At 67.6% G+C, this 18,357-nt stretch carries 18 protein-coding genes; 5 read left to right on the forward strand and 13 right to left on the reverse strand.

Annotation, left to right across the window (positions count from 1 at the left end; genetic code table 11):
• Window positions 1-215: 215 nt before the first annotated feature.
• Entirely contained in the window at window positions 216-875 is a 660-nt protein-coding gene (locus U3653_RS31235; RefSeq protein WP_195083295.1) for a TetR/AcrR family transcriptional regulator, read from the reverse strand.
• Between the two features lie 238 nt (window positions 876-1,113).
• Here U3653_RS31235 and U3653_RS31240 point away from each other — a divergent pair, with 238 nt between their 5' ends.
• The 3 genes from U3653_RS31240 (at window position 1,114) to U3653_RS31250 (ending at window position 3,591) form a co-directional block, all read left to right on the forward strand.
• Window positions 1,114-1,506 (forward strand): ADP-ribosylglycohydrolase family protein, encoded by a 393-nt coding sequence (locus U3653_RS31240; RefSeq protein ID WP_195083296.1) that lies wholly within the window; start codon window positions 1,114-1,116, stop codon window positions 1,504-1,506.
• A gap of 344 nt (window positions 1,507-1,850) precedes the next feature.
• Window positions 1,851-3,026 (forward strand): XdhC family protein, encoded by a 1,176-nt coding sequence (locus U3653_RS31245; protein WP_195083297.1) that lies wholly within the window; start codon window positions 1,851-1,853, stop codon window positions 3,024-3,026.
• A 271-nt stretch (window positions 3,027-3,297) separates the two neighbouring features.
• The gene (locus U3653_RS31250) at window positions 3,298-3,591 is read left to right on the forward strand and encodes a hypothetical protein (protein ID WP_195083298.1); all 294 of its coding nucleotides are present in this window, start codon (window positions 3,298-3,300) and stop codon (window positions 3,589-3,591) included.
• A gap of 161 nt (window positions 3,592-3,752) precedes the next feature.
• Here the strand turns inward: U3653_RS31250 and U3653_RS31255 are convergent, their stop codons facing one another.
• The 4 genes from U3653_RS31255 to U3653_RS31270 form a co-directional block, all read right to left on the reverse strand.
• Window positions 3,753-4,856, reverse strand: a complete 1,104-nt coding sequence (locus tag U3653_RS31255) for a spore photoproduct lyase family protein (RefSeq protein ID WP_195083299.1) — start codon at window positions 4,854-4,856, stop codon at window positions 3,753-3,755.
• 325 nt (window positions 4,857-5,181) lie between these two features.
• A complete protein-coding gene (locus U3653_RS31260; protein ID WP_195083300.1) occupies window positions 5,182-6,093 on the reverse strand; it encodes a manganese catalase in 912 nt (303 codons plus the stop codon).
• A 359-nt stretch (window positions 6,094-6,452) separates the two neighbouring features.
• On the reverse strand, window positions 6,453-7,088 hold the full coding sequence (locus U3653_RS31265; protein WP_195083301.1) for a hypothetical protein: 636 nt from the start codon (window positions 7,086-7,088) through the stop codon (window positions 6,453-6,455).
• Window positions 7,089-7,179: 91 nt separating this feature from the next.
• Window positions 7,180-8,820: a RecQ family ATP-dependent DNA helicase gene (locus U3653_RS31270; protein ID WP_195083302.1), complete on the reverse strand. Its 1,641-nt coding sequence runs from the start codon at window positions 8,818-8,820 to the stop codon at window positions 7,180-7,182.
• A gap of 185 nt (window positions 8,821-9,005) precedes the next feature.
• On the opposite strand from U3653_RS31270, the gene U3653_RS31275 reads away from it, so the two are divergent.
• A complete protein-coding gene (locus tag U3653_RS31275; protein ID WP_323124024.1) occupies window positions 9,006-9,497 on the forward strand; it encodes a DUF1360 domain-containing protein in 492 nt (163 codons plus the stop codon).
• Between the two features lie 5 nt (window positions 9,498-9,502).
• Here the strand turns inward: U3653_RS31275 and rox are convergent, their stop codons facing one another.
• The 6 genes from rox to U3653_RS31305 all read right to left on the reverse strand — a co-directional run bounded on the left by rox (window position 9,503) and on the right by U3653_RS31305 (window position 15,866).
• A complete protein-coding gene (rox, locus tag U3653_RS31280) occupies window positions 9,503-10,927 on the reverse strand; it encodes a rifampin monooxygenase (protein WP_195083304.1) in 1,425 nt (474 codons plus the stop codon).
• A 195-nt stretch (window positions 10,928-11,122) separates the two neighbouring features.
• A complete protein-coding gene (locus U3653_RS31285; protein ID WP_195083305.1) occupies window positions 11,123-12,394 on the reverse strand; it encodes an ATP-grasp domain-containing protein in 1,272 nt (423 codons plus the stop codon).
• Window positions 12,384-13,769 (reverse strand): MFS transporter, encoded by a 1,386-nt coding sequence (locus U3653_RS31290; protein ID WP_323124023.1) that lies wholly within the window; start codon window positions 13,767-13,769, stop codon window positions 12,384-12,386. The genes U3653_RS31285 and U3653_RS31290 overlap by 11 nt, the downstream gene beginning before the upstream one ends.
• A 101-nt stretch (window positions 13,770-13,870) precedes the next feature.
• On the reverse strand, window positions 13,871-14,848 hold the full coding sequence (locus U3653_RS31295) for a helix-turn-helix domain-containing protein (protein ID WP_195083307.1): 978 nt from the start codon (window positions 14,846-14,848) through the stop codon (window positions 13,871-13,873).
• A 323-nt stretch (window positions 14,849-15,171) separates the two neighbouring features.
• Window positions 15,172-15,396: a hypothetical protein gene (locus U3653_RS31300; protein WP_195083308.1), complete on the reverse strand. Its 225-nt coding sequence runs from the start codon at window positions 15,394-15,396 to the stop codon at window positions 15,172-15,174.
• A 29-nt stretch (window positions 15,397-15,425) separates the two neighbouring features.
• Entirely contained in the window at window positions 15,426-15,866 is a 441-nt protein-coding gene (locus tag U3653_RS31305; protein WP_195083309.1) for an RICIN domain-containing protein, read from the reverse strand.
• 421 nt (window positions 15,867-16,287) lie between these two features.
• Here U3653_RS31305 and U3653_RS31310 point away from each other — a divergent pair, with 421 nt between their 5' ends.
• Complete coding sequence (locus U3653_RS31310) at window positions 16,288-16,503, forward strand: hypothetical protein (protein WP_195083310.1); 216 nt, start codon at window positions 16,288-16,290, stop codon at window positions 16,501-16,503.
• Between the two features lie 63 nt (window positions 16,504-16,566).
• On the opposite strand, the gene U3653_RS31315 is transcribed toward U3653_RS31310, so the two are convergent.
• Window positions 16,567-17,460: a serine hydrolase gene (locus U3653_RS31315; protein ID WP_195083311.1), complete on the reverse strand. Its 894-nt coding sequence runs from the start codon at window positions 17,458-17,460 to the stop codon at window positions 16,567-16,569.
• Window positions 17,457-18,332, reverse strand: coding sequence for a LysR family transcriptional regulator (locus tag U3653_RS31320; protein ID WP_195083312.1), 876 nt, complete (start codon window positions 18,330-18,332; stop codon window positions 17,457-17,459). Before U3653_RS31320 ends, U3653_RS31315 begins: the two co-directional genes overlap by 4 nt.
• Window positions 18,333-18,357 lie beyond the last annotated feature (25 nt).

Genomic DNA, 18,357 nt, shown 5'->3' on the forward strand with positions numbered 1-18,357 from the left:
TTACTGGTCGGTTTCGAAACACGTCCATTACCGGAGCGTCGGCGGTGAACCGGACCCGGCGGCCGATGCCTGCTTCGTCGTCGGGACGAAGTCGGTCTGCCGACGAGCGTCGACGACGCCGTCCCGCACCACGCCGTAACAGTCGGCGTCCAGCCATCGCGACCACGCCACAGCGGCATCGAAACCATGCCGCCCGAGCTTGCCGTCGAATACCGTCAAATACGCAGTGGGGCGGCGAGATTCGCCGCATCGCGAACCTTGCCGTGGAGAACCGTGCGCAATCCTCCGGTGAATCGCACATCCCGGTCGCCGGTCATGATCGCCAGAACGTCATCGGCGCCTTCCGGCCTGACATGATCACCCGTCGAGATTCGCGCCACCAGCGACTCCCACTCTCCCGCGTTGCTCAGTTCGAGGTAGGCCTGTTCTTCGATGACGAAACCCGTTATGTAGGAACGCAAGACGAGCACGATCTCCCCGACGCCGAACTGCGGCAGAAGCACACCGCGCAACAGCGCCATCAGCGTGCTGGAAACTCTGATGGTCTCCGGCGAAGGCGAGTACGAGCCCGCGACGACGCGTCCCCCTTCACGGAAACGCAGCATCGCCGCACGAATACGCTGACAACAGATCATCGTCTGCGCGACATCGGGATTGCCGACGTCGAGGTCCGAGAGGTCCACGGCCCGGAAAACGGTGTCGGCCATCGCACGCTGGAGGTCCTTCCGGTCCCGTACGTGCTTGTACAACGCGCCAGGGGTCACCTCGGCCGCCGCCGCCAGTCGCCGCATCGTGAGGGCGTCCAAGCCGTGCTCGGAAACGTAATCGTGAGCGATGTCGGCCAGCCGCTCCCGCGTCAATCCCCGCTTGGTCATCGAAGTCGCGCGGCTCCCCCGCCGCAAGCGCACCGCATCGCGCGGCCGGCATTTCGCCTCACCTCATCGGCGCATCTTTGCCACCGAATCACCTGAACCGGGAAGCTTTCCCGGCCTCCGCAACACGGGGCGAGAGCACGCACCGCCGGGTGATCAGTGTTCACTTTTGCGAGGCTAAGGCAACCCGACAACTGCCGTCAACCACGCGATCAGTGGCACAGTCGCGGAACATCGTTAAATGCGCATATCGAAGTATGAACATGCAACTTGCCTCCTCGCCGGTCGAGCATCCCCGCCGTGGACGCGGTCCCGGTACGGACCAGCCCGACCACTGGTCACCGCGCAGAACACGGTCCCGTTCACGGTGTGGGTCGCGGCGCGGCATCTCGACGACTACCCGGCCGCGATCACCGCCTGCATCGCCGCGGACGGAGATATCGACACCACCAGCGCCGTCGTCGGAGGGATCATCGCCGCCTACACCGGCACCAGCCCGCACGCGGGAGTGCCGCAAACGTGGCTCGCCGCGCGAGAACCGCTGCCCGCCTGGCTCGACACGGCCCGCCGACCACGACGGCGCACGAAATTCGGTTCCGGGCGCGTTCGGCGATGGTTGTCCGGCGCTACGTGAGAACAACCACCTGACGACGGACGCACGCCCCACGAACCGGCCCACTCCCCCACCGACGAGGAACGTGCTTCCGGCTCTGTGCCGGTTTGCCGTGGTCCAGGTGCGCGTGCGCGGGGTGGCTCCCACATAGCCGGCCGACATTTGTCGCCGGTGTACCCGTCGCGGCCGCCGAACCGGAAGCTGCCGGAGACTCGCCCTCCGCCCGTGCTCGACTCCGCGACAGGCCTGGAAAGGTACGGACGGACACAGTCGAGCGCACCCGCGCTGGCCGGGCGTCACGATCCTCGTTTTAATCTGGAGATCGACGCGGCTCCTACCGCCGCGTCCCGGCCGGAGGACGCATCATGCGGGACGTGCTCACGGATCTGATGGCGATCTGGAACACCGGGGGCACGGCGGGGCTCGCGACGGTCGTGCGGACCTTCCATTCGGCGCCTCGACCGCCGGGCGCGGCCATGGTCGTCGCCCCGGACGGGACGGTCGGCGGCGGGATCTCCGGCGGCTGCGTCGAAAGCGCGGTATACGAGCTCGCCACTCAGGTCATGCGGACCGGTCGTCCGGCAGTACAGCGGTACGGGTTCTCGGACGACGACGCCTTTGCCGTCGGCCTCACCTGCGGCGGCATCATCGACATCTTCGTCGAAGCGATCTCCCGGGCCACGTTTCCGGAACTCGGCGCGGTCGCCGCCGACATCGCCTGCCACCGGCCGGTCGCCGTCGCGACCGTCATCGAGCATCCGGACCGCGCTCGGATAGGACGCAGGCTGCTGCTGCGGCAAAGCGGTGCGCACGGCACGCTCGGGTCGGCGCGCACCGACGACGCGGTGACCGACGATGCGGCCGGGCTGCTCGCGGCCGGCCGCACCGAGGTGCTGTCCTATGGTCCCGATGGACAGCGCCGAGGCGAGGGTATGGCGGTTTTCGTCGCCGCTCATGCCCCCCGGCCGCGGATGCTGGTGTTCGGGGCCATCGATTTCGCCGCCGCCGTAGCGCGGCAGGGATCGTTCCTCGGGTACCGGGTCACGGTGTGCGACGCACGGCCGATCTTCGCGACCTCGGCGCGGTTCCCCACCGCCGACGAGGTCGTCGTCGACTGGCCGCACCGCTACCTCGCCGCGCAGATCGCGCAGGGCGCGGTCGATGCGCGGACCGCAGTCTGCGTGCTGACCCACGATCCCAAGTTCGACGTTCCGCTGCTCGAGGTGGCTCTGCGCGCGCCGCGGATCGGCTATGTCGGCGCCATGGGATCGCGGCGCACGCACGACCAGCGGATGACCCGGCTGCGGCAAGCCGGCCTCACCGACGCGCAACTCGACCGGCTCGCCAGCCCGATCGGCTTGGATCTGGGCGGTCGGACGCCGGAAGAGACGGCGGTGTCCATCGCGGCCGAGATCATCGCGCGACGGTGGGGCGGGGACGGTCGTCCACTGACCCGAACCGCCGGACCGGTGCACCACACGGCGCCGGCAGCGGATCAACCGGCTTCTTCCATGACGCCGCCGCGCCCCCCTGGCGTCTAGTCCGGCTGCCGGAGACCGAAAGCGCGTCACGAGATCCATTCCGACGCACACCGATACGCGCCACCGCGGCAGAAACAATCGAATTCGATCATGAAATGCGATCCGGGGTGAAGATCAAATTGTGTTACCTCGACACAATATCTCGTTAGCCAATTATTAACGGTGATAATGCACACAAGAAGAGAAGTGGATTAGTGGATTTCTTTTTCTTAACGTTGCTGAGGTGCGTCGTGATGGCGCCGTTATCCAACTGTGAAAGGAAGCTCCGTACATGATCTCGCGCATGACCCTCGCCGCCGCCTGCACCGTCTCCGCCGCCGCCCTGCTGCTCGGCCCCGCCGCGGTGGCCTCCGCCGCCACCGGCTCCGCCGCCACCGGCTCCGCCGGCCTGGCCTCGGGTTCGGCCGACGGCGGCTCGTCCACGGGTTCGGCCGGCTCGTCCTCCGGCTCGGCCATGCTCGACTCCGGCAGCTCGGCCCTCGACGGCGGCACCTCCGCCATCGTGAACGTCATCGATGCGATCACCGGCATCAGGGACCTGAGCCAGCCCAAGCCCGCCGCCTGATCCTCACCAGGGCGGTCACCGCGTCGCCGGTGTCCCCCCGAGGCGGAACTTCTTTTGCGCCGCTGACGCTCCACGGCAGCGTGCGCGCACCATTGCAGTGAATTTGCCAGAATCTATCCGTTCATTCGCCGCGCCGAAGTAGCCGCGGCGAATGAGCACAATCAGAACGCGTAGCGCACCTTCAGCCAGGGCGCCCGCAGGGCGATGAGGTCGGTCAAGGTTTCGACCCCGCCCGCTTTGACGTCGTTGCGGTAGCGCACATTCCACATGCCCGACTGGGAGCGCTTGGCCTGCTGGATCGGCGGCCGCCACAGCAGGTCCTCGGCCTTCGGGTGCCAGCCGAGGTTGAGTTCGTGCAATTGCTCGTTGTGGGTGAGCATGATGATCTCCGCCGCGGCCTGGGCCTTGAAGGCCGAGCCCGTACCGTCCGACAACTGCTCCAGCAGCTGCGCCCAGTCCTCCTCCCAGCCTGGGCGGACGACGACGGGGGAAAAGTTCACATGCACCTCGTAGCCCGCTGCAACGAAATCGTCGATCGCGGCGATGCGCTGGCGGATCGGCGTGGTACGCAGGTCCAGCAGCTGGGAGTCCGCCTCGGGCATGAGCGAGAACCGGATCCGGGTCCGCCCGCGCGGGTCGAGGTCCAGCAGGTCGCGGTTGACGTACTTGGTGGCGAAGGATGCCTTCGCGGTGGGCCACGCGCTGAACGCGGTGATCAGGTCGGCGACGTTGTCGCTGACCAGTGCGTCGACCGAGCAGTCGCTGTTCTCGCCGAGGTCGTAGACCCACGCGTGCGGGTCGCACTGGTTCGGCGCCTGCTTCGGCCCTTGCCTGCGCACGTGGCGTCCGAGATAGCCGATGATCTTGTCGATGTTGGTGAACACCGTGATCGGGTTGGCGTAGCCCTTGCGGCGGGGAACGTAGCAGTAGGCGCACGCCATCGCGCAGCCGTTGGACGTCGAGGGCGCGATCCAGTCGGCCGATCGACCGTTCGGACGGGCCGTCAGCGACTTCTTGACCCCGAGCACCAAGTCCTCGGTCTTGACCCGGATCCAGCGGTCGACGTTGCCCGCGTTGCCGTGCAGCTGGTCGATCTTCCAGTGGGAGGCGACGGTGATGATCTCGGCGTCGGGAAAACGCGCGCGCACCTGCTGCCCGCGCGGGCTCGCCAGCGCGTCCGGCTCGGCCCACAGGCGACGGACGTCCAGCAGACGCGGGCCGGAAGCCGGCCGGAAGGGGTCCGGAACTGCGGTGGATCGACTCATAGCCCCTGCCTACTCCTCCGCACCGACATTTCGGTGGGCGTGAGCGACCAGGTGTGTGCAGCGCCACGGCAATGCATCATGGCGCGCCCCGAGCGGCCCGCCGACCGACCCACGCCATCACCCAGCGCCCGTGGAAGCGAGCGCTAGCGCGCGATCTCGGATGCGGCGTGGCCCACGAGTTGTTCGGCATCTCCGCCGACCGTCTCTTCTGACACGATCGCCCCGGCGGGCAGACGGACCGCCGCACCGAGGTCGGGCCGGCGCCGGCCTGGTCAGCTGGGAATACAGGTGGCACCGGCCCGGCAAATACCCCGGGGCGACCCGACTAGGGCTTGGTGGGGTCGAGAGCGTCTTTCACCTTGCCGACCAGTCCGGCCTCGGTACCCAACGCCGCCGAACGCGGCTTGCCCTGCGAGCCGTCGTAGGTGGCGTACAACTGCGGGTCCGGCGGCGGTGCCGACGCCTTGTCACCCAGCGGTTTCGGGTCGGCGAGGAAACCGTTCTGGTGCACGCCGTCCGGAGCGACACCGGTCGCCCACCGGCCCGCGCCGGCATCGGGTCCGTCGGACAGATGCCACAGGCTCGTCGCATGCTCGGAGTGCTCCTCGTCGAACAACGCGTTCGGCGTGACGGTGCCTTCCAGTCCGTCCTCCTTCAGCTGCTCGATCGCGGCAAGCCAGAGGTTCTGGTGGTAGGTGTCCCTGGCGAGGTTGAACTTCAGCATGTCCTTGACCCCTGGGTCGTCGGTCATGTTGTACAGGCGCGCGGTTTGGATGCGACCCTGCGCTTCGGCGGCCACATTGGCGCGGAAGTCGGCCAAGAGGTTGCCGCTGGCCACGATGTACCTGCCGTTCCACGGCACCCCGTTGCTGTCCGACAGCGACGCCCCGCCGCCGGAGACGATCGCCTGCTGCGGATCCATCCCGCCCAGCACCGCCGCCACCACCGGATCAGCCGCCGCTTCCTGGGTGGCGCGCGTCGCGGGCGCTCCTTCCAGCAGCCGCGCGATCATCGTCGCGATCATCTCGACGTGGCCGATCTCCTCGGTCGCCACATCCATGATCATGTCCTTGTACTTGCCGGGCATCCGGCAATTCCACCCTTGGAACAGGTACTGCATGGTGACGGTCATCTCCCCGAACGCGCCACCGATCAGCTCCTGCAGCTTGCGCGCGTACACCGGATCGGGCTTCTCGGGCTTCACATCGAACTGCAAGTAATCGGTATGACGAAACATGCACTCTCCTCTGACGAACGGAACAACGTCCCCTCCCCGTCGCCGGGTACCGCCGCCCGCCCGGCGCAAACCGAGAAGAAACCACGAATTGATCGGATTTACTTGTGTCACAATTTATTTCGCGCACGACTACAGAACCCCTTGCCCGAAAGCGATTTACGGACGAGTGCAACGCACGGCCGGTCGCGTCCCGTCCGGCCCGGCGCGATGCGCGGATCGTGGGGCTCCCGCATCGGCGGGTTCCTTCCGCACCCGTGTTACCCCACTGCCCCGGCGTGAACCTCTCAGCATCGATGGTTCAAAGGCAATCGCGGGGCCGGATGCGACCCACGCCGTGTTCCCGCGCGACCGCGACGAAGTCAGGCGCTGCGGGGCAACGTCCGAGCCGCCGGGTCGAGGATCAGGCCCGCCTCCCAAGCACGGTCGATGACCTGCGCGATATCGATACGCCGCATCTGACTGATCTCGCGGCTCGACAGCAGCTCCCCGACATAAGCGACGACATGATCGACGACCATCGAGCGCACATCGGCGAGCCGGTCGAGCAGCCGAGCCGGCCTGTCGACCGGACGAACCTTGATGTCCACGTGCTCCTGACGAACTTCTTCGGTACGCACGAACACCCCGCACGGATCCTCCAGCACCAGCCCGACCCGCAAGCGCACCCGCCCCGTGGCGACGAACCGTCCGACGACCCCGGCGATATCCACCCGCAACCGAAGCCTGATCGGCAACTCCAGCGCAACGTCCCATTCCTCGCCGTCACAGGCTGCGGCCCGCACCTTTCCGGGCCAACCGGTGGCGGTGACGGAGGCCAATCCCCCAGGACCGGCCTGCACCGGCCCCACCTCGATACGGTCACCGACGATGTCCGCGATCACCTCCGCGATGCGCTCGGGCCGAGCGGCCGATCGCAACACCTCCCGCGCGAAACGCGCATTCGCCGAGTCCTTCGCAGACCATTCCCGGCCGTCGCGGCCATCGACTTTCAGCATCAGCCACCTCCGTTCACCACCCGGCGAATACCCCGCGATCGGAAACAATCACCTGGGCCGCGCCGGCTTCCCGCCGCGGACCGCCGATCGCTCAGCGGCGGCTGAGGAGGTTGTGCTTACGCACCTCGGGCAGGGACAGCGTCTTGTAACCGACCTCCTCGAACAGCACCGTGAGGCGATCTGCTTCGGTGGACATCACGATCCCCTCGCCCCAAGCGCGGTGCCGGACCGAACTGTCCACCGGGAACTCGTCGCCACCGGGGACGCGCTCGGCGGCCGTTCCGGCATCGCAGGTGTCGCAGTTGGCGCACGGGTCGAGAAGTTGCTCACCGAAGTAGCCGAGCAAATGTTGCCGCCTACAGCCGGTGGTCTCGGCGTAGCCACGCATCATGTCGATGCGCGAAGCGGTCAGTTCTTCGTAGGCCTGTGCGGCCTCGGCTGCCTGTTCCACCGCGCGCTCGGGTGCGCGTCCTCGATCGGCTCGGATCAGACCTTTCGCGGTGGTCGTGATCGCACCGACCTGTTCGAGCAGGTTGATCGCCCGCGTGCGGCGAGCGGGGGCGGCGTCGACTTCGAGCTCGGACGGCCGCACCGGATCGTCGCGCCGATACAGGGCACGGGCGACTTCGGCGATGGTGTCCGCGGGGACCCTGCTCGAGGTGAGGAATCTCTGGAGGCTCAGGTCCTCGGGGCGGTAGCACAGGATGATCTCGGCGCACTCGCCGTCACGTCCGGCTCGGCCGATCTGCTGGTAGTAGGAATCCAGCGAATCCGGCGCAGACGCGTGGACGACGAAGCGGACATCGGGCTTGTCGATGCCCATGCCGAAGGCCGAGGTGGCCACCACCACGTCGATATCCCCGGCGAGGAAGTTCTGGTGCACCTCGTCGCGGAGGGTGGCCTTCATCCCCGCGTGATAGGCCGCTACCCGGATGCCCGACTCCGCCGATTCCCGCGCGTAGAACTCGCTGTCCTTGCGGCTGGCCACGTAGACGAGTCCGTTCCCGGTCGCCGGGTCGGCGGCCAGCGTCCGGATGCGAGCGATGACGGCGCCGCGCTTGTCGGCGTCGCTGGTGAATCGCTCGACAGCCAGGTGCAGGTTCGGTCGATCGAAACTGGCGACGACTTCACCGTGGTCGCGCATGCCGAGCCGCGTCACGATATCGCGCCGGACCGGTGGTGCGGCGGTCGCCGTCAAGGCGACCACCCTGGGACGCCGGAGCCGCTCGACCACCGGAGCCAGGCGCAGATAGTCCGGCCGGAAGTCGTGCCCCCATCCCGAAACGCAATGCGCCTCGTCCACCACGAACAGCGAAACCCGAAGGGCCGCTAGCTCATCGACCAGATCGTCGTTGGCCAGTTGTTCCGGCGAGAGGAAGATGTACTCGGCGTCACCGCGGCGTAGTGCGTCCCAGGCCGCCCGGCGCTCGCTTTTGCGCTGGGTGGAGTTCAACGCCACGGCGTCCGGGGCACGGCTGCCCTCGATGCCATCGATCTGATCGTTCTGCAACGCGATGAGCGGAGAGACCACCACGGTCGGACCGTCGAGCAGCAAGGCGGGCACCTGATAGATCGCGGACTTGCCCGCACCGGTCGGCAGCACCACGAGCACGTCCTTGCCTGCCATCACCTGCTCCATGGCACGCAGTTGCTCGTCGTGCAGGTGCGCCAAACCGAACTTCTCGGCGGCGGCGTCCCGCAGGCGGCTTTCGTAATCGGACGAGCTCGTCATCGGGCTGGCATACCACCATCGGTCCGGCGGAAACGCCGGTCGGCTCTCGGCGAACGTCGCGGCGCCGTGGCATCGCAGGCGGCCCTCATCGGCCTCCGGGCGGCAGGGCTCCGATGGCGGCATCGGGCCGGGGCGACGATGGCGCGCCTCCGTGTGGGCTCCGCCTGCCTGGGTATGCACGCCACATGAGTGACGCCGAACGCGGGGCGACCGAACACCACGGCTCGTTGCGCGGATATCTCGCCACCATGGTGATGTTCGGCATCACCGTGACCGTCGCCGCTGTGCTCGGCAGAGTGACCGGCCGCAAGCTGCCACAGGCGATGAGCGTGCAAGATCTGGTGGTCACGGCGTTGGCGGCGCACAAACTGTCCCGGACCGTGACCAAGGATGCGATCACCGCCCCGATCCGGGCTCCGTTCACGCGGCCGACCGGCGACGGCGGCCCCGGCGAGGTCATGGAGCAACCCGCGGCCACCGACGGTCTGGCGCACAGCATCGGAGAGCTGCTCACCTGCCCGTTCTGCTTCGATGTCTGGGTGATCACCGGATTCACCCTCGGCCAGGTGTTCGCGCCGCGCACCACCCGCATGGTCGCCGACGCTCTGGCCGCCTTGACCGGTGCCGATTTCCTCCACCTCGCCTACGCCACCGCACAGCAGATCGCGCAGAAATAGCGTGGCTACGCCGGCCGGCCGAACCAGCGCGGCAGGTGCTCGAGCAGATCCTGCTGCTCATCGCCGACCCATGCGACGTGGCCGTCGGGGCGCAGCAGGACGGCGGGCACCTCGAGTTCCTCGCTGACGTCGACGACGTGGTCGATTCGATCCGCCCACCCGGCGACCGAGAGCCCGCCGGTCTGGTCCAAGAGCAGGCCGCGCCCGTCGTGCATCAGCTCGTAGAGGCGGCCGCTTCGCAATCGCACGTCGCGCAGGCGACGGCCGAGCAGATCGTGGCCATCGCCGAAGTCGTAGCGGATGCCGATCGCGACGACCTTCTCGATCAGGTACCGGTTCACCTCCTCGAAGTCCATCAGTTCCGACAGCAGTCGGCGCACCGCCTGGGCGCCCGGTTCGGTGGAGATCAGCTCGGCCTGCGCGCGGGTGTTGTCCAGAACGTCGGCGGCCACGGGCCGCCGTTCGCTCTCGTAGCTGTCCAGCAACCCCTCCGGCGCCCAGCCCTTGATCTCGGCGGCGAGTTTCCAGCCGAGGTTGAACGCGTCCTGAACGCCCAGGTTGAGTCCCTGCCCGCCCATCGGCGGGTGGACATGCGCCGCGTCGCCTGCCAGCAGCACCCGCCCGACCCGATAACGCTCGGCCAACCGGGTGGCGTCGCCGAATCGGGACAACCAGCGCGGCGAATGCACCCCGAAGTCGGTGCCCGCGAACGCCCGCAGTTGCCGCGCGAACTCCTCGAGCGTCGGCGTGACCGCACGGTCCTCGACCACCTCGGCCGCGGGTACGACGACGCGGTACACCCCGTCGCCGAGCGGTCCCAGGCCGAATCGCAACTCAGTCTTACGGATTTCGGCGACGGTGGCGGCGATCGTCTCCGGATCCTCGGTCGCCTCCATTTCCCCCAGCAGGGTGTCGCGGCGGGACGGTTCGCCGGGGAAATCGACGCCGAGCAGCTTGCGCACCGTGCTGCGGCCGCCGTCGCAGCCGACGAGGTAACGCGCGCGCAACCGCGTGCCGTCGGCCAGCTCGACGGTGACCCCGTCCTCGTCCTGACTCAGCCCGGTCGCCTCGTCGCCGCGCCGGATCTGCGCGCCGAGCTCGACGGCGTGCTCGGCCAGCAGGCGATCGGTGCTGGGCTGCGGAATGCCGAGCACGTAGGCGTGCGCGCTGTCCAGCCGCTCGGACGGCGGCTTGGTGATGCCGGCGAAGAAGCCCCCGAGCGGGTGCTTGCGGCCGAGCGCGAGGAACCGCTCCAGCAGACCACGCTGATCCATCACCTCGATGCTGCGCACATGCAGGCCAAGGGAGCGGACATACGCAGGCGGCTGGACCTCCTTCTCCAGGACCACCACGCGCACGCCGTGCAGCCGCAGCTCACCGGCCAGCATCAAGCCGGTCGGACCCGCGCCGGCAACGATCACATCGAACATGAGCCACCCATCTGCCGAGAGTTTGCGTTCCGCCAGGCGCTCCCGCGGTCCGCGCAGACCGCACGAACCGCACGTTTTCGCAGGTCCTGACCCTTCGGCCGGACATTCTGCGCCATGCACCCGGCCTTGCCGCAAGTCCCCCGGTGCGATATATGTTGAAAAGGGAGGGAGAATCCCCGACCATTCAGCTCGACTTCAGGCGGCCGTGAAAAAGTCCCGGACTCGCTTGCGGACTTCGGCACACCGGAAATCCAGTTCCGCCATGTCCCCGGCGACGACGAAGGCGAGTCCCAGCGCAACCGAATCCATCATGGACCTGGTAGCCGGGTATGTCCTGCCCCGCTCGGCCGCCATCCGCACCTCCAGCACGCCGGGGAGTCCTGCGAGTTCCGCTTCTGCCCCACCCAGATACCGGGCCTGGTGATCGATGCTGAAGAGCACGAGCGCGCCGCGCTGGGACAGGGCGTAACCGGTCCTGCGCTCCGGCGCCGGAGCGCGGATGCCGAAAAGTTCGGCGATGTACTCGCATTCGCGGTGTATCTGCGAGTTCCCGGTGAGCAGATAGGTCTGCCGAGGGTGACCGATCCCATGCGCTCGGGCGCCGAAGTCGATCAGGCGGGGACCGAGCGCACCGGACATGATCTCCATGTGCGCGGGACCGACGCGCACCCCGAGCGCGTCGAGCACGCGGCACGCGTAATCCGTCAGCTCGCCCACCACGGGGTCGTCACCCTCGAGCCAGCGCCCCCGCTCATAAACGAAGTCGCCGGAAGCCGACACCCATTTGTCGTACACGCTGACACAGACAAGTTCGTGTCCATCCGGGGTGGAGAAGGTGTCCACGGCGTATTCGACTCTGGGCGCGGGATACATCTGCTGGATCAGCGCGGCCGAGCCGGACCCGAAGAGTCCGGCGTTGCCGGTGATCGCGGAGACAGCGGCAGTCAATTGGTCCGGAGTGTCCACCAATCGAACGTCCACGGAGGCGGCTCCCCTGGCCGGTTTCACGACCAGCTTCCGGCCGGCGCGCAACTCCGCGATAGCCTCGGGCGGAACGGCATTCCCATGCGCTTCGACAGCCCGGGTCGTCAGACTCGGCACGCCTGCGGCCGCCAAGGCTTCGAACATGCGCTGCTTGTCCCATCTGCGCGTCGGCGCGGTCGTGTCGTTGCCGGGGCAGTCGGGAAGGTCCGCGCGCAGACGATCGCACAGCTCGACTCCCGGTTCCGATCCGGCGATCACGTATTTCACCGAGCGGTCCAGACACCACCGCAGCAGCAGCCGGTAGGACGATCCGAAGTCGGCTTCGAAATTCAACGCTCCGGGTGTGGGCGCGCGGCGGAATCCCGACACCAGCGCCTGGTCGGTATCCAGCAGTAGGGTGTCGATGCCATATCCTTCGAGCAAGGACGGGTACAGCGTTCCCGAACTCACCGGATCGACGATCAAGACCGACTTATCGGACACGGTCCGGACTCCTGTTCTTGTCTACCCCCGCTACCACCGCTACCGCCCCCGTGACGAATGAGATCTGGACGACCAGCGCCCAGTACAGCGAGAGATCGTGCAGGACTCCGAAGGCGCCGATCCCGGGCCCGACCGCGAAGCCGATCGACTGGGCGGCCGAAAGAAAACCTTGATACCTCGCGTTCTCCGACGAGGTAGAGAGCTTCGCTATCGCCGCGCTCGCCTGCGGAAGGAAAATCGCCTCGCCGAGGGAGAACAGGACGAAGCCCGAAATGCAGACGGTCCAGCTGGTCCCGAGCCCGCACACCGCGAGTCCAAGCCCCGTGACGAATATGCCGAGCCCGAGCGCGTAGTTCCACCGGATCCGTGATGTCACGAAGCTCAGCGGCAACTCGCAGACGATGATGAAGATCGAATTCACCGCGATCAGAACACCGTAGAGTTGCCCCCCGCCGGAAATCCGTTCCAGGGAAAGCGGTGTTCCGCTCGTGCTCTGGGCGTAGATCGCCATGGCCGTTGCGAACACTCCGACAACCGCCCACAGCCGCGCCGTCCGGAAGGTGTCGTATCCGGTTTCCGTCGCGGAACGGGGATCGAATTCCGTCGCACTCTCCCGCGTCCGCGCGCGTTCTTCTGCCGACCGCAGCCTGGCGCGCTCACTCAACAGCAATACCCCGGTGAGCAGCGAGCCGAGCGAGGACAGGAAGAACAGCGTCGAGAAGTTCTGTTCGCCGACCACCGCGACAACGATCGGAGCGACCGTGACGCCGCTGCTGAGAAATATCCGGTGGAAGGCGACCACGGTCACGGTGTCGCCCTGGTAGCCGGAGCCGGTGACCAACGCGGCCGCGGGCCCGGCGAACGACTGTGTCACCGCGACGCTCAGGGATGCCGACACGATCGCAGAGACCGGCTCCGTCGACAGCGATCCGAGCAGGAACAACAGTGGAACGTTCAGTACGGAGCCCGCGATCAGTACGTCGGTCGACCCGAACCGGGCAGCGAACCACCCGCCGGCCAGCGACCCGAGCACGCCGGCGAGCCCGGCCGCGAACAATGCCAGCGACAGAGCGGCGGCACTCAGCCCGATCGATGTGTAGAACACCGTGGAGTACAGCGCGAGGAATCCCACCGATCGACTGAGAAAGGTGGTGACCGAGACGATCCATACTTCCGCGGGAAACGATACGGGTTTCCGTCTTTCGATCACCTCGACGGCCAACGGGGCCACCGCTTCACGCCGGCAACACGTACTGCGCGACAGCGACTCATCGAACGTTCCCGATGGTCGTTGCTGTAGCTTCGCGCACCTGATCCTCCTTGCGATAACCACTGGTACGCCGCCATATCGGTGGGCAATGCGGACGTTAGTCATCGCCGTCCGGCGTCAGTTGCTCGCGCGCGAACAGAAGTTGCTCCCGCGCGCAAAGTTGCCTCGATACGCCAGCTCCTACGATCTGCCGCTCGCGGCCGATCTCACCTGCCGGCGGCGGTGGCCGGCCGGACCGAATGGCGGATATCGCGGGGGCTGACTCCGAAGCGCCGCCGGAATATCGTGCTGAACGCGCTGGCCGAACCGAAACCCAGACCGCCCGCTATCGCGGCGATGCTCTGGTGACGAAACGAGGGATCGCTCAACCGCCGGTACGCCAGTTGCAAGCGTTCTTCTCGGATCAGTTCCCGCGGTGTGGTTCCGGAATGCCGGAGGGCGAGCTGGATCTGTCTGGTCGACCAGCCGAGCGAGCGCGCGATGGTCGCGGTGGAAAGGCCGGGGTCGGTGGCGTGCGCTCGGACGTGATGACGTATCGCCGCGTCCAGTTTGTCGAGGTGGTCGATGCTCGTCATCTTCCGAGCGCGCGCATGCATGCAGAGCAGATCCACGATGTGGGAGGCCGCGGCGTCGAATTGGTAGCCGTCGAGCGCATCGCTCTCCTCGAGCAGGCCGGTGAGCATGTCGGTCACCACCCGCCCCAGCCCGGAGGTCAAGTCCATCGGTCGCGCGAACAGGGAATCCTCGGTGTCGACGCGGTGCTCGAGCTCATGGCGCGGGATCGTCATCAGCACACCGCTGGTGCCGTGCCCGTGCCGGAGGCCGATCGGCCGATCGAGGGTCACCAGACGGCCGGCACGATGCGGCAGATGTGCTCCGCCACCGTCGTCCCAGAGTTCCGTCCGGCCTGCGAAAGTGAGCAGAAGCCGGAAATCGTCGTCGCTGTCGTCGCGTACGTGGTTGGGCGTCCGGACGTAGGACACACCGTCGGACTTCCACCCCACCAACTGGTACTTACTGGTGCGACACAGTTTCGTACGCCCGTTGAAGTCGCTCCCGCCGGGAAAGTCGTATGCCATGCGCCGGTGATAGGAGGTGATGAGTTCCGCCCAGTAGTCCGCGCGTTCGCCCGGCTCGACACCCTGGGTAGTCGAGGTCTCCACCGTCAGGTGAGGCTTGTCCACCGCCGTAACTCCTGCTCGAACCGAACCGTATGCCGAATGGTTGCCCGGCACAGCGTATCGCCGCATCGATCCGGCTGCCGGTGTGAAATTCGTTGCGTGGCCGTCCGTGCCGCATGGCTCGACCGATGATCCGGCGGGTTGGGCCTGGCAGTAGCTGGCACCCACAGCCGCCCGCCAGGCCCAACATTCCCAGTCTGGGCAAAACGCTCGTTCCGGCGGCCGGGCTTTGCGTGCCTTTGCGCCCTTAGGGGGTTACGACCGGATGATCGGTCCGACACGATCAGGGTGTCGGACCGGGACCTCGCTTTCCCCGAGAAGTCCGGTCACTCATAAGGTTCGACGCCCAGAACGTACTCGAGGTATCCGGCCCGGTCGGCTACCTCGGGTTCGGAAGCGATGACGACGCGGTCGGCGCCGCAGAGCCGGACGACCTCGGCCTCGCTCTCGGCCAGCCAGTCGAAGAACTGCTCCCGGCCCCCGCGCGCAGTCACCCCGTGGCCGAGGAGGAGCGGATCGAGACGGACCAGATAGGTACGCGAAGCAGTCATAACCTTCTCCTTTCCGTAGTGCTTCGCGATCAGGCGCGCTGGAACTGCCATCGCTGGGTGCTGCTGGCGGGCGCATACCGCGTCAGTCCGATCTGGTCGGCCTCCGCACCACCGTCGTGTCCGGACAGCCCGAGAACGAGTTCGCAGGCAGGCCAGACCGCGATGCGATAGCGGTCGGCGTCGGCTTCGTCGGTCACGATCTGCCACCCCATGGGTGTCCCGCTGCACTCGACACGAGTCCCTTCGCAAGCCAGCCCATCGCCGAGTCCGAGCCGCGTGCCGGTGCGGCCGTTGGTGATGTACCAGATCTCTTCGCCGAACTCCGGCGCGCTCGACAGCAGCCAGTGCTGCCAGCCGTCCTCGACGCCCGGCTCCCCCACGACTCTGACCTGGTCAGCGCTCTCGAGCGCCAACACGCAACCCGTGCCCGCATTGACGATCCGATAGACACCCTCGCCCAGCTCAGTCATGATCTGTCGTCCTCACCGTCCGCGGAAGTCCGACGCCCGCGCCGGAGTGCCCCAGGCCTGGGCGTCTCGCCATCGCCGAATTACCCGCCCGCTGACCGGTCAATCCCTTGATCCTCTGCGCCGAATTCGGCGCCGGAATTCCCCCATGTCTCATCAGCCACGCCAGCAACAAGGCTCGCGATATCGACAGGCTCCGACCTTTCCGTAAATAGGTATATGCCGGTGAAATCACCGATGCGGGGCCCGTACCTACCCGACCATGCTGGATGCGTGCTCAGGCACAGGTCCGGCCGGCGAGGCCGTCACCGGGCCCCGCCCTCGACAACGACGTCGGTAGGCCGCCAAGGAGGTCGGCCACGCAGGCGGACTTCGCGATCCTACAAGCCAGAATGCTGTTCACATGTCCCTCACTCCACCCAGTATGTTCGGCGTGGTCGCCGCGCTCGATGGCCGCAACATCCGAGCTCATCGCACGGGCGCGATCGAGGACTGCGCGTTGTGCACCACGGTGTCCATCCCGTCCGGCAGGTGCCCCGCCGGCCACGCCGCCGAGATCACGCGCGCCGCGGCGCATCCGTTGTCCGCCGCCGAAATCCTCGATCGACTCCATGGCGCAGGCTCTTTGAAAGCCTGGTAGCAGACTCCGGCGTGCCCAAGCAGATATTCGGGCGCGGCATTCTCACCTTTCCCACCGCTGTTGCTAGGGCAAAGGGAGCCGGAGTTCGGTGACGGCGATGCGGGCGGTCTCGGCGATAGCGGCGTCCACGGCGGGCAGGTGCGGGTCCGCGCGGGCCGCGCGAGTGAATATGGCAACCGCGACGGGGTGCTCGCCAGGAAATTCGACAACCGCTACCTCGTTGCGAATCACCCCGATGGTGCCGGTTTTGCCCGCGGTCGAGACGTTGCGATGCGGAAAGCCTGCCGCGACGCGATGCGGCCAGACCTGCAGGCGCATGACGGCGCGGACGAAGTCGGTCTGCTCCGCGGACAGCACCGTGCCGTTCCAGAGCGCGCGCAGCAGCCGCGTCATCTCCTCCGGCGTGGTCGCGCTGGTGTAGGACGGGTCGTACGCCGACACCGACCATGCGTCGTCGTTCTGCGCCAGCGCCGCGAACGCCTCCGCGGTGCTGTGAGTGTCGGTGTCGCGGACGAGGCTGCGGTGCAGGTCGGCGGTGCCGCCCACGATGCGGGTGCGCTCGAGGCCGAGATCGTCCAGCAGGCTCTCGACGGCGCCGAGTCCGGTCGCGCCGAGCAGGACGTCCGCCGCGGCGTTGTCGGAGACGGTCATCATGGACGTCGCCAGGTCGCGCAGGCTCATGGTCACCGGATCGCGCATGACGGCGATGCCGGTCGGGCCGGGGGTGCAGTCGGACGGGACCACCGTCAGCCGGGTAGCGGGATCGATGCGCCCGGCGTCGACATGGCGGCAGAACGCGACGAACAGCGGCAACTTGTACACCGACGCCAGCACGACCCGCTCGGCACCGCCCACGGAGATCTCGGTCGCGGAGCCGTCGCACCGGCGGGCGTGCAACCACCCGGTGCATCCGGCGTCGGCGAACACGGCGCGGATGCGGTCCTCGACGGTGCTCACCGCAGTCGTTCCCGGTACAGGACCCGGTCGACCGCGTCGGCATGGGCGTCGGCGCCGGGCCGGTGGACGACGCGGACGCGCAGGGCGACCGCCTGCGGCGCGATGCGCAGCCACGTCACGCCGGGCGTGCGCGAGGGAGCCGTAGCAGTGAGACCGAAACTCGTTCCGGCCGCCACCGCCGCGAACAGGGTGCGATCGTCTGGCGCGGGCACGGTCGGTGCGTCCAGCCCGCGCTCACGCAGCAGGTCCACGGCGGTGTCGAAGGCGGGTGGGTTGGCCGCGCGGGGCGGACAAGCGAAGTTCAACCCCGCGAGCATGGGAAAGGTGGGGCGTTCGGCGGCCGCGCTGCGATGATCCGACGGCACCACGAGCCAGCGCGGCACCTTCACGACCGGGCGCACCTCGACCCCGTCGACCAGGGCGGGGTGCTCGATGACCGCCACATCGAACATGCCGGCGCGCACATCGGCGACCAGATCGACGCTCGTGCCCACCCTCGTCGACACCGCGGCGCCGGGCGCGACCACGGTGCGCAAGGCGCCCACACACGCCGTGACCACCCGGTCGGGCAGTGCCGTGATCGCACCCCAGTGCACGGCGCCGTGGGCGTTCGCGATGCGGTGCGACTCGGCGAGCAGGCGCTCGGCGTCGTCCACGAGCAGCCGAGCGCGCGGGAGCAGCTGCACACCGGCCGAGGTGAGCACGGCTCCTTGCCGGGTACGGCGGATGAGGTCGACGCCGAGATGCCGTTCGAGCCGTCTGAGTCCCTGCGACAGCGGAGGCTGGGTCATGTCCAGCGCGGCCGCGGCCCTGCCGAAGTGTCCTTCATCCGCGACGGCAACGAAGAAACGAAGGTGGCGGATCAGGTCCATGCGGTCATTGAACCAGCGGGGCGTC

Origin of the sequence: Nocardia implantans (genome assembly GCF_035544775.1) — a bacterium.
Lineage (GTDB): Bacteria > Actinomycetota > Actinomycetes > Mycobacteriales > Mycobacteriaceae > Nocardia > Nocardia implantans.

Coding starts and splice junctions, on each gene's coding strand:
- U3653_RS31235 (WP_195083295.1), bottom strand. CDS start 875: ATGACCAAGCGGGGATTGACGCGGGAGCGGCTGGCCGACATCGCTCAC.
- U3653_RS31265 (WP_195083301.1), bottom strand. CDS start 7,088: ATGCTGAAAGTCGATGGCCGCGACGGCCGGGAATGGTCTGCGAAGGAC.
- U3653_RS31245 (WP_195083297.1), top strand. CDS start 1,851: ATGCGGGACGTGCTCACGGATCTGATGGCGATCTGGAACACCGGGGGC.
- U3653_RS31260 (WP_195083300.1), bottom strand. CDS start 6,093: ATGTTTCGTCATACCGATTACTTGCAGTTCGATGTGAAGCCCGAGAAG.
- U3653_RS31250 (WP_195083298.1), top strand. CDS start 3,298: ATGATCTCGCGCATGACCCTCGCCGCCGCCTGCACCGTCTCCGCCGCC.
- U3653_RS31300 (WP_195083308.1), bottom strand. CDS start 15,396: ATGACTGCTTCGCGTACCTATCTGGTCCGTCTCGATCCGCTCCTCCTC.
- U3653_RS31290 (WP_323124023.1), bottom strand. CDS start 13,769: ATGACTAACGTCCGCATTGCCCACCGATATGGCGGCGTACCAGTGGTT.
- rox (WP_195083304.1), bottom strand. CDS start 10,927: ATGTTCGATGTGATCGTTGCCGGCGCGGGTCCGACCGGCTTGATGCTG.
- U3653_RS31270 (WP_195083302.1), bottom strand. CDS start 8,820: ATGACGAGCTCGTCCGATTACGAAAGCCGCCTGCGGGACGCCGCCGCC.
- U3653_RS31275 (WP_323124024.1), top strand. CDS start 9,006: ATGAGTGACGCCGAACGCGGGGCGACCGAACACCACGGCTCGTTGCGC.
- U3653_RS31255 (WP_195083299.1), bottom strand. CDS start 4,856: ATGAGTCGATCCACCGCAGTTCCGGACCCCTTCCGGCCGGCTTCCGGC.
- U3653_RS31305 (WP_195083309.1), bottom strand. CDS start 15,866: ATGACTGAGCTGGGCGAGGGTGTCTATCGGATCGTCAATGCGGGCACG.
- U3653_RS31240 (WP_195083296.1), top strand. CDS start 1,114: ATGCGCATATCGAAGTATGAACATGCAACTTGCCTCCTCGCCGGTCGA.
- U3653_RS31310 (WP_195083310.1), top strand. CDS start 16,288: ATGTTCGGCGTGGTCGCCGCGCTCGATGGCCGCAACATCCGAGCTCAT.
- U3653_RS31320 (WP_195083312.1), bottom strand. CDS start 18,332: ATGGACCTGATCCGCCACCTTCGTTTCTTCGTTGCCGTCGCGGATGAA.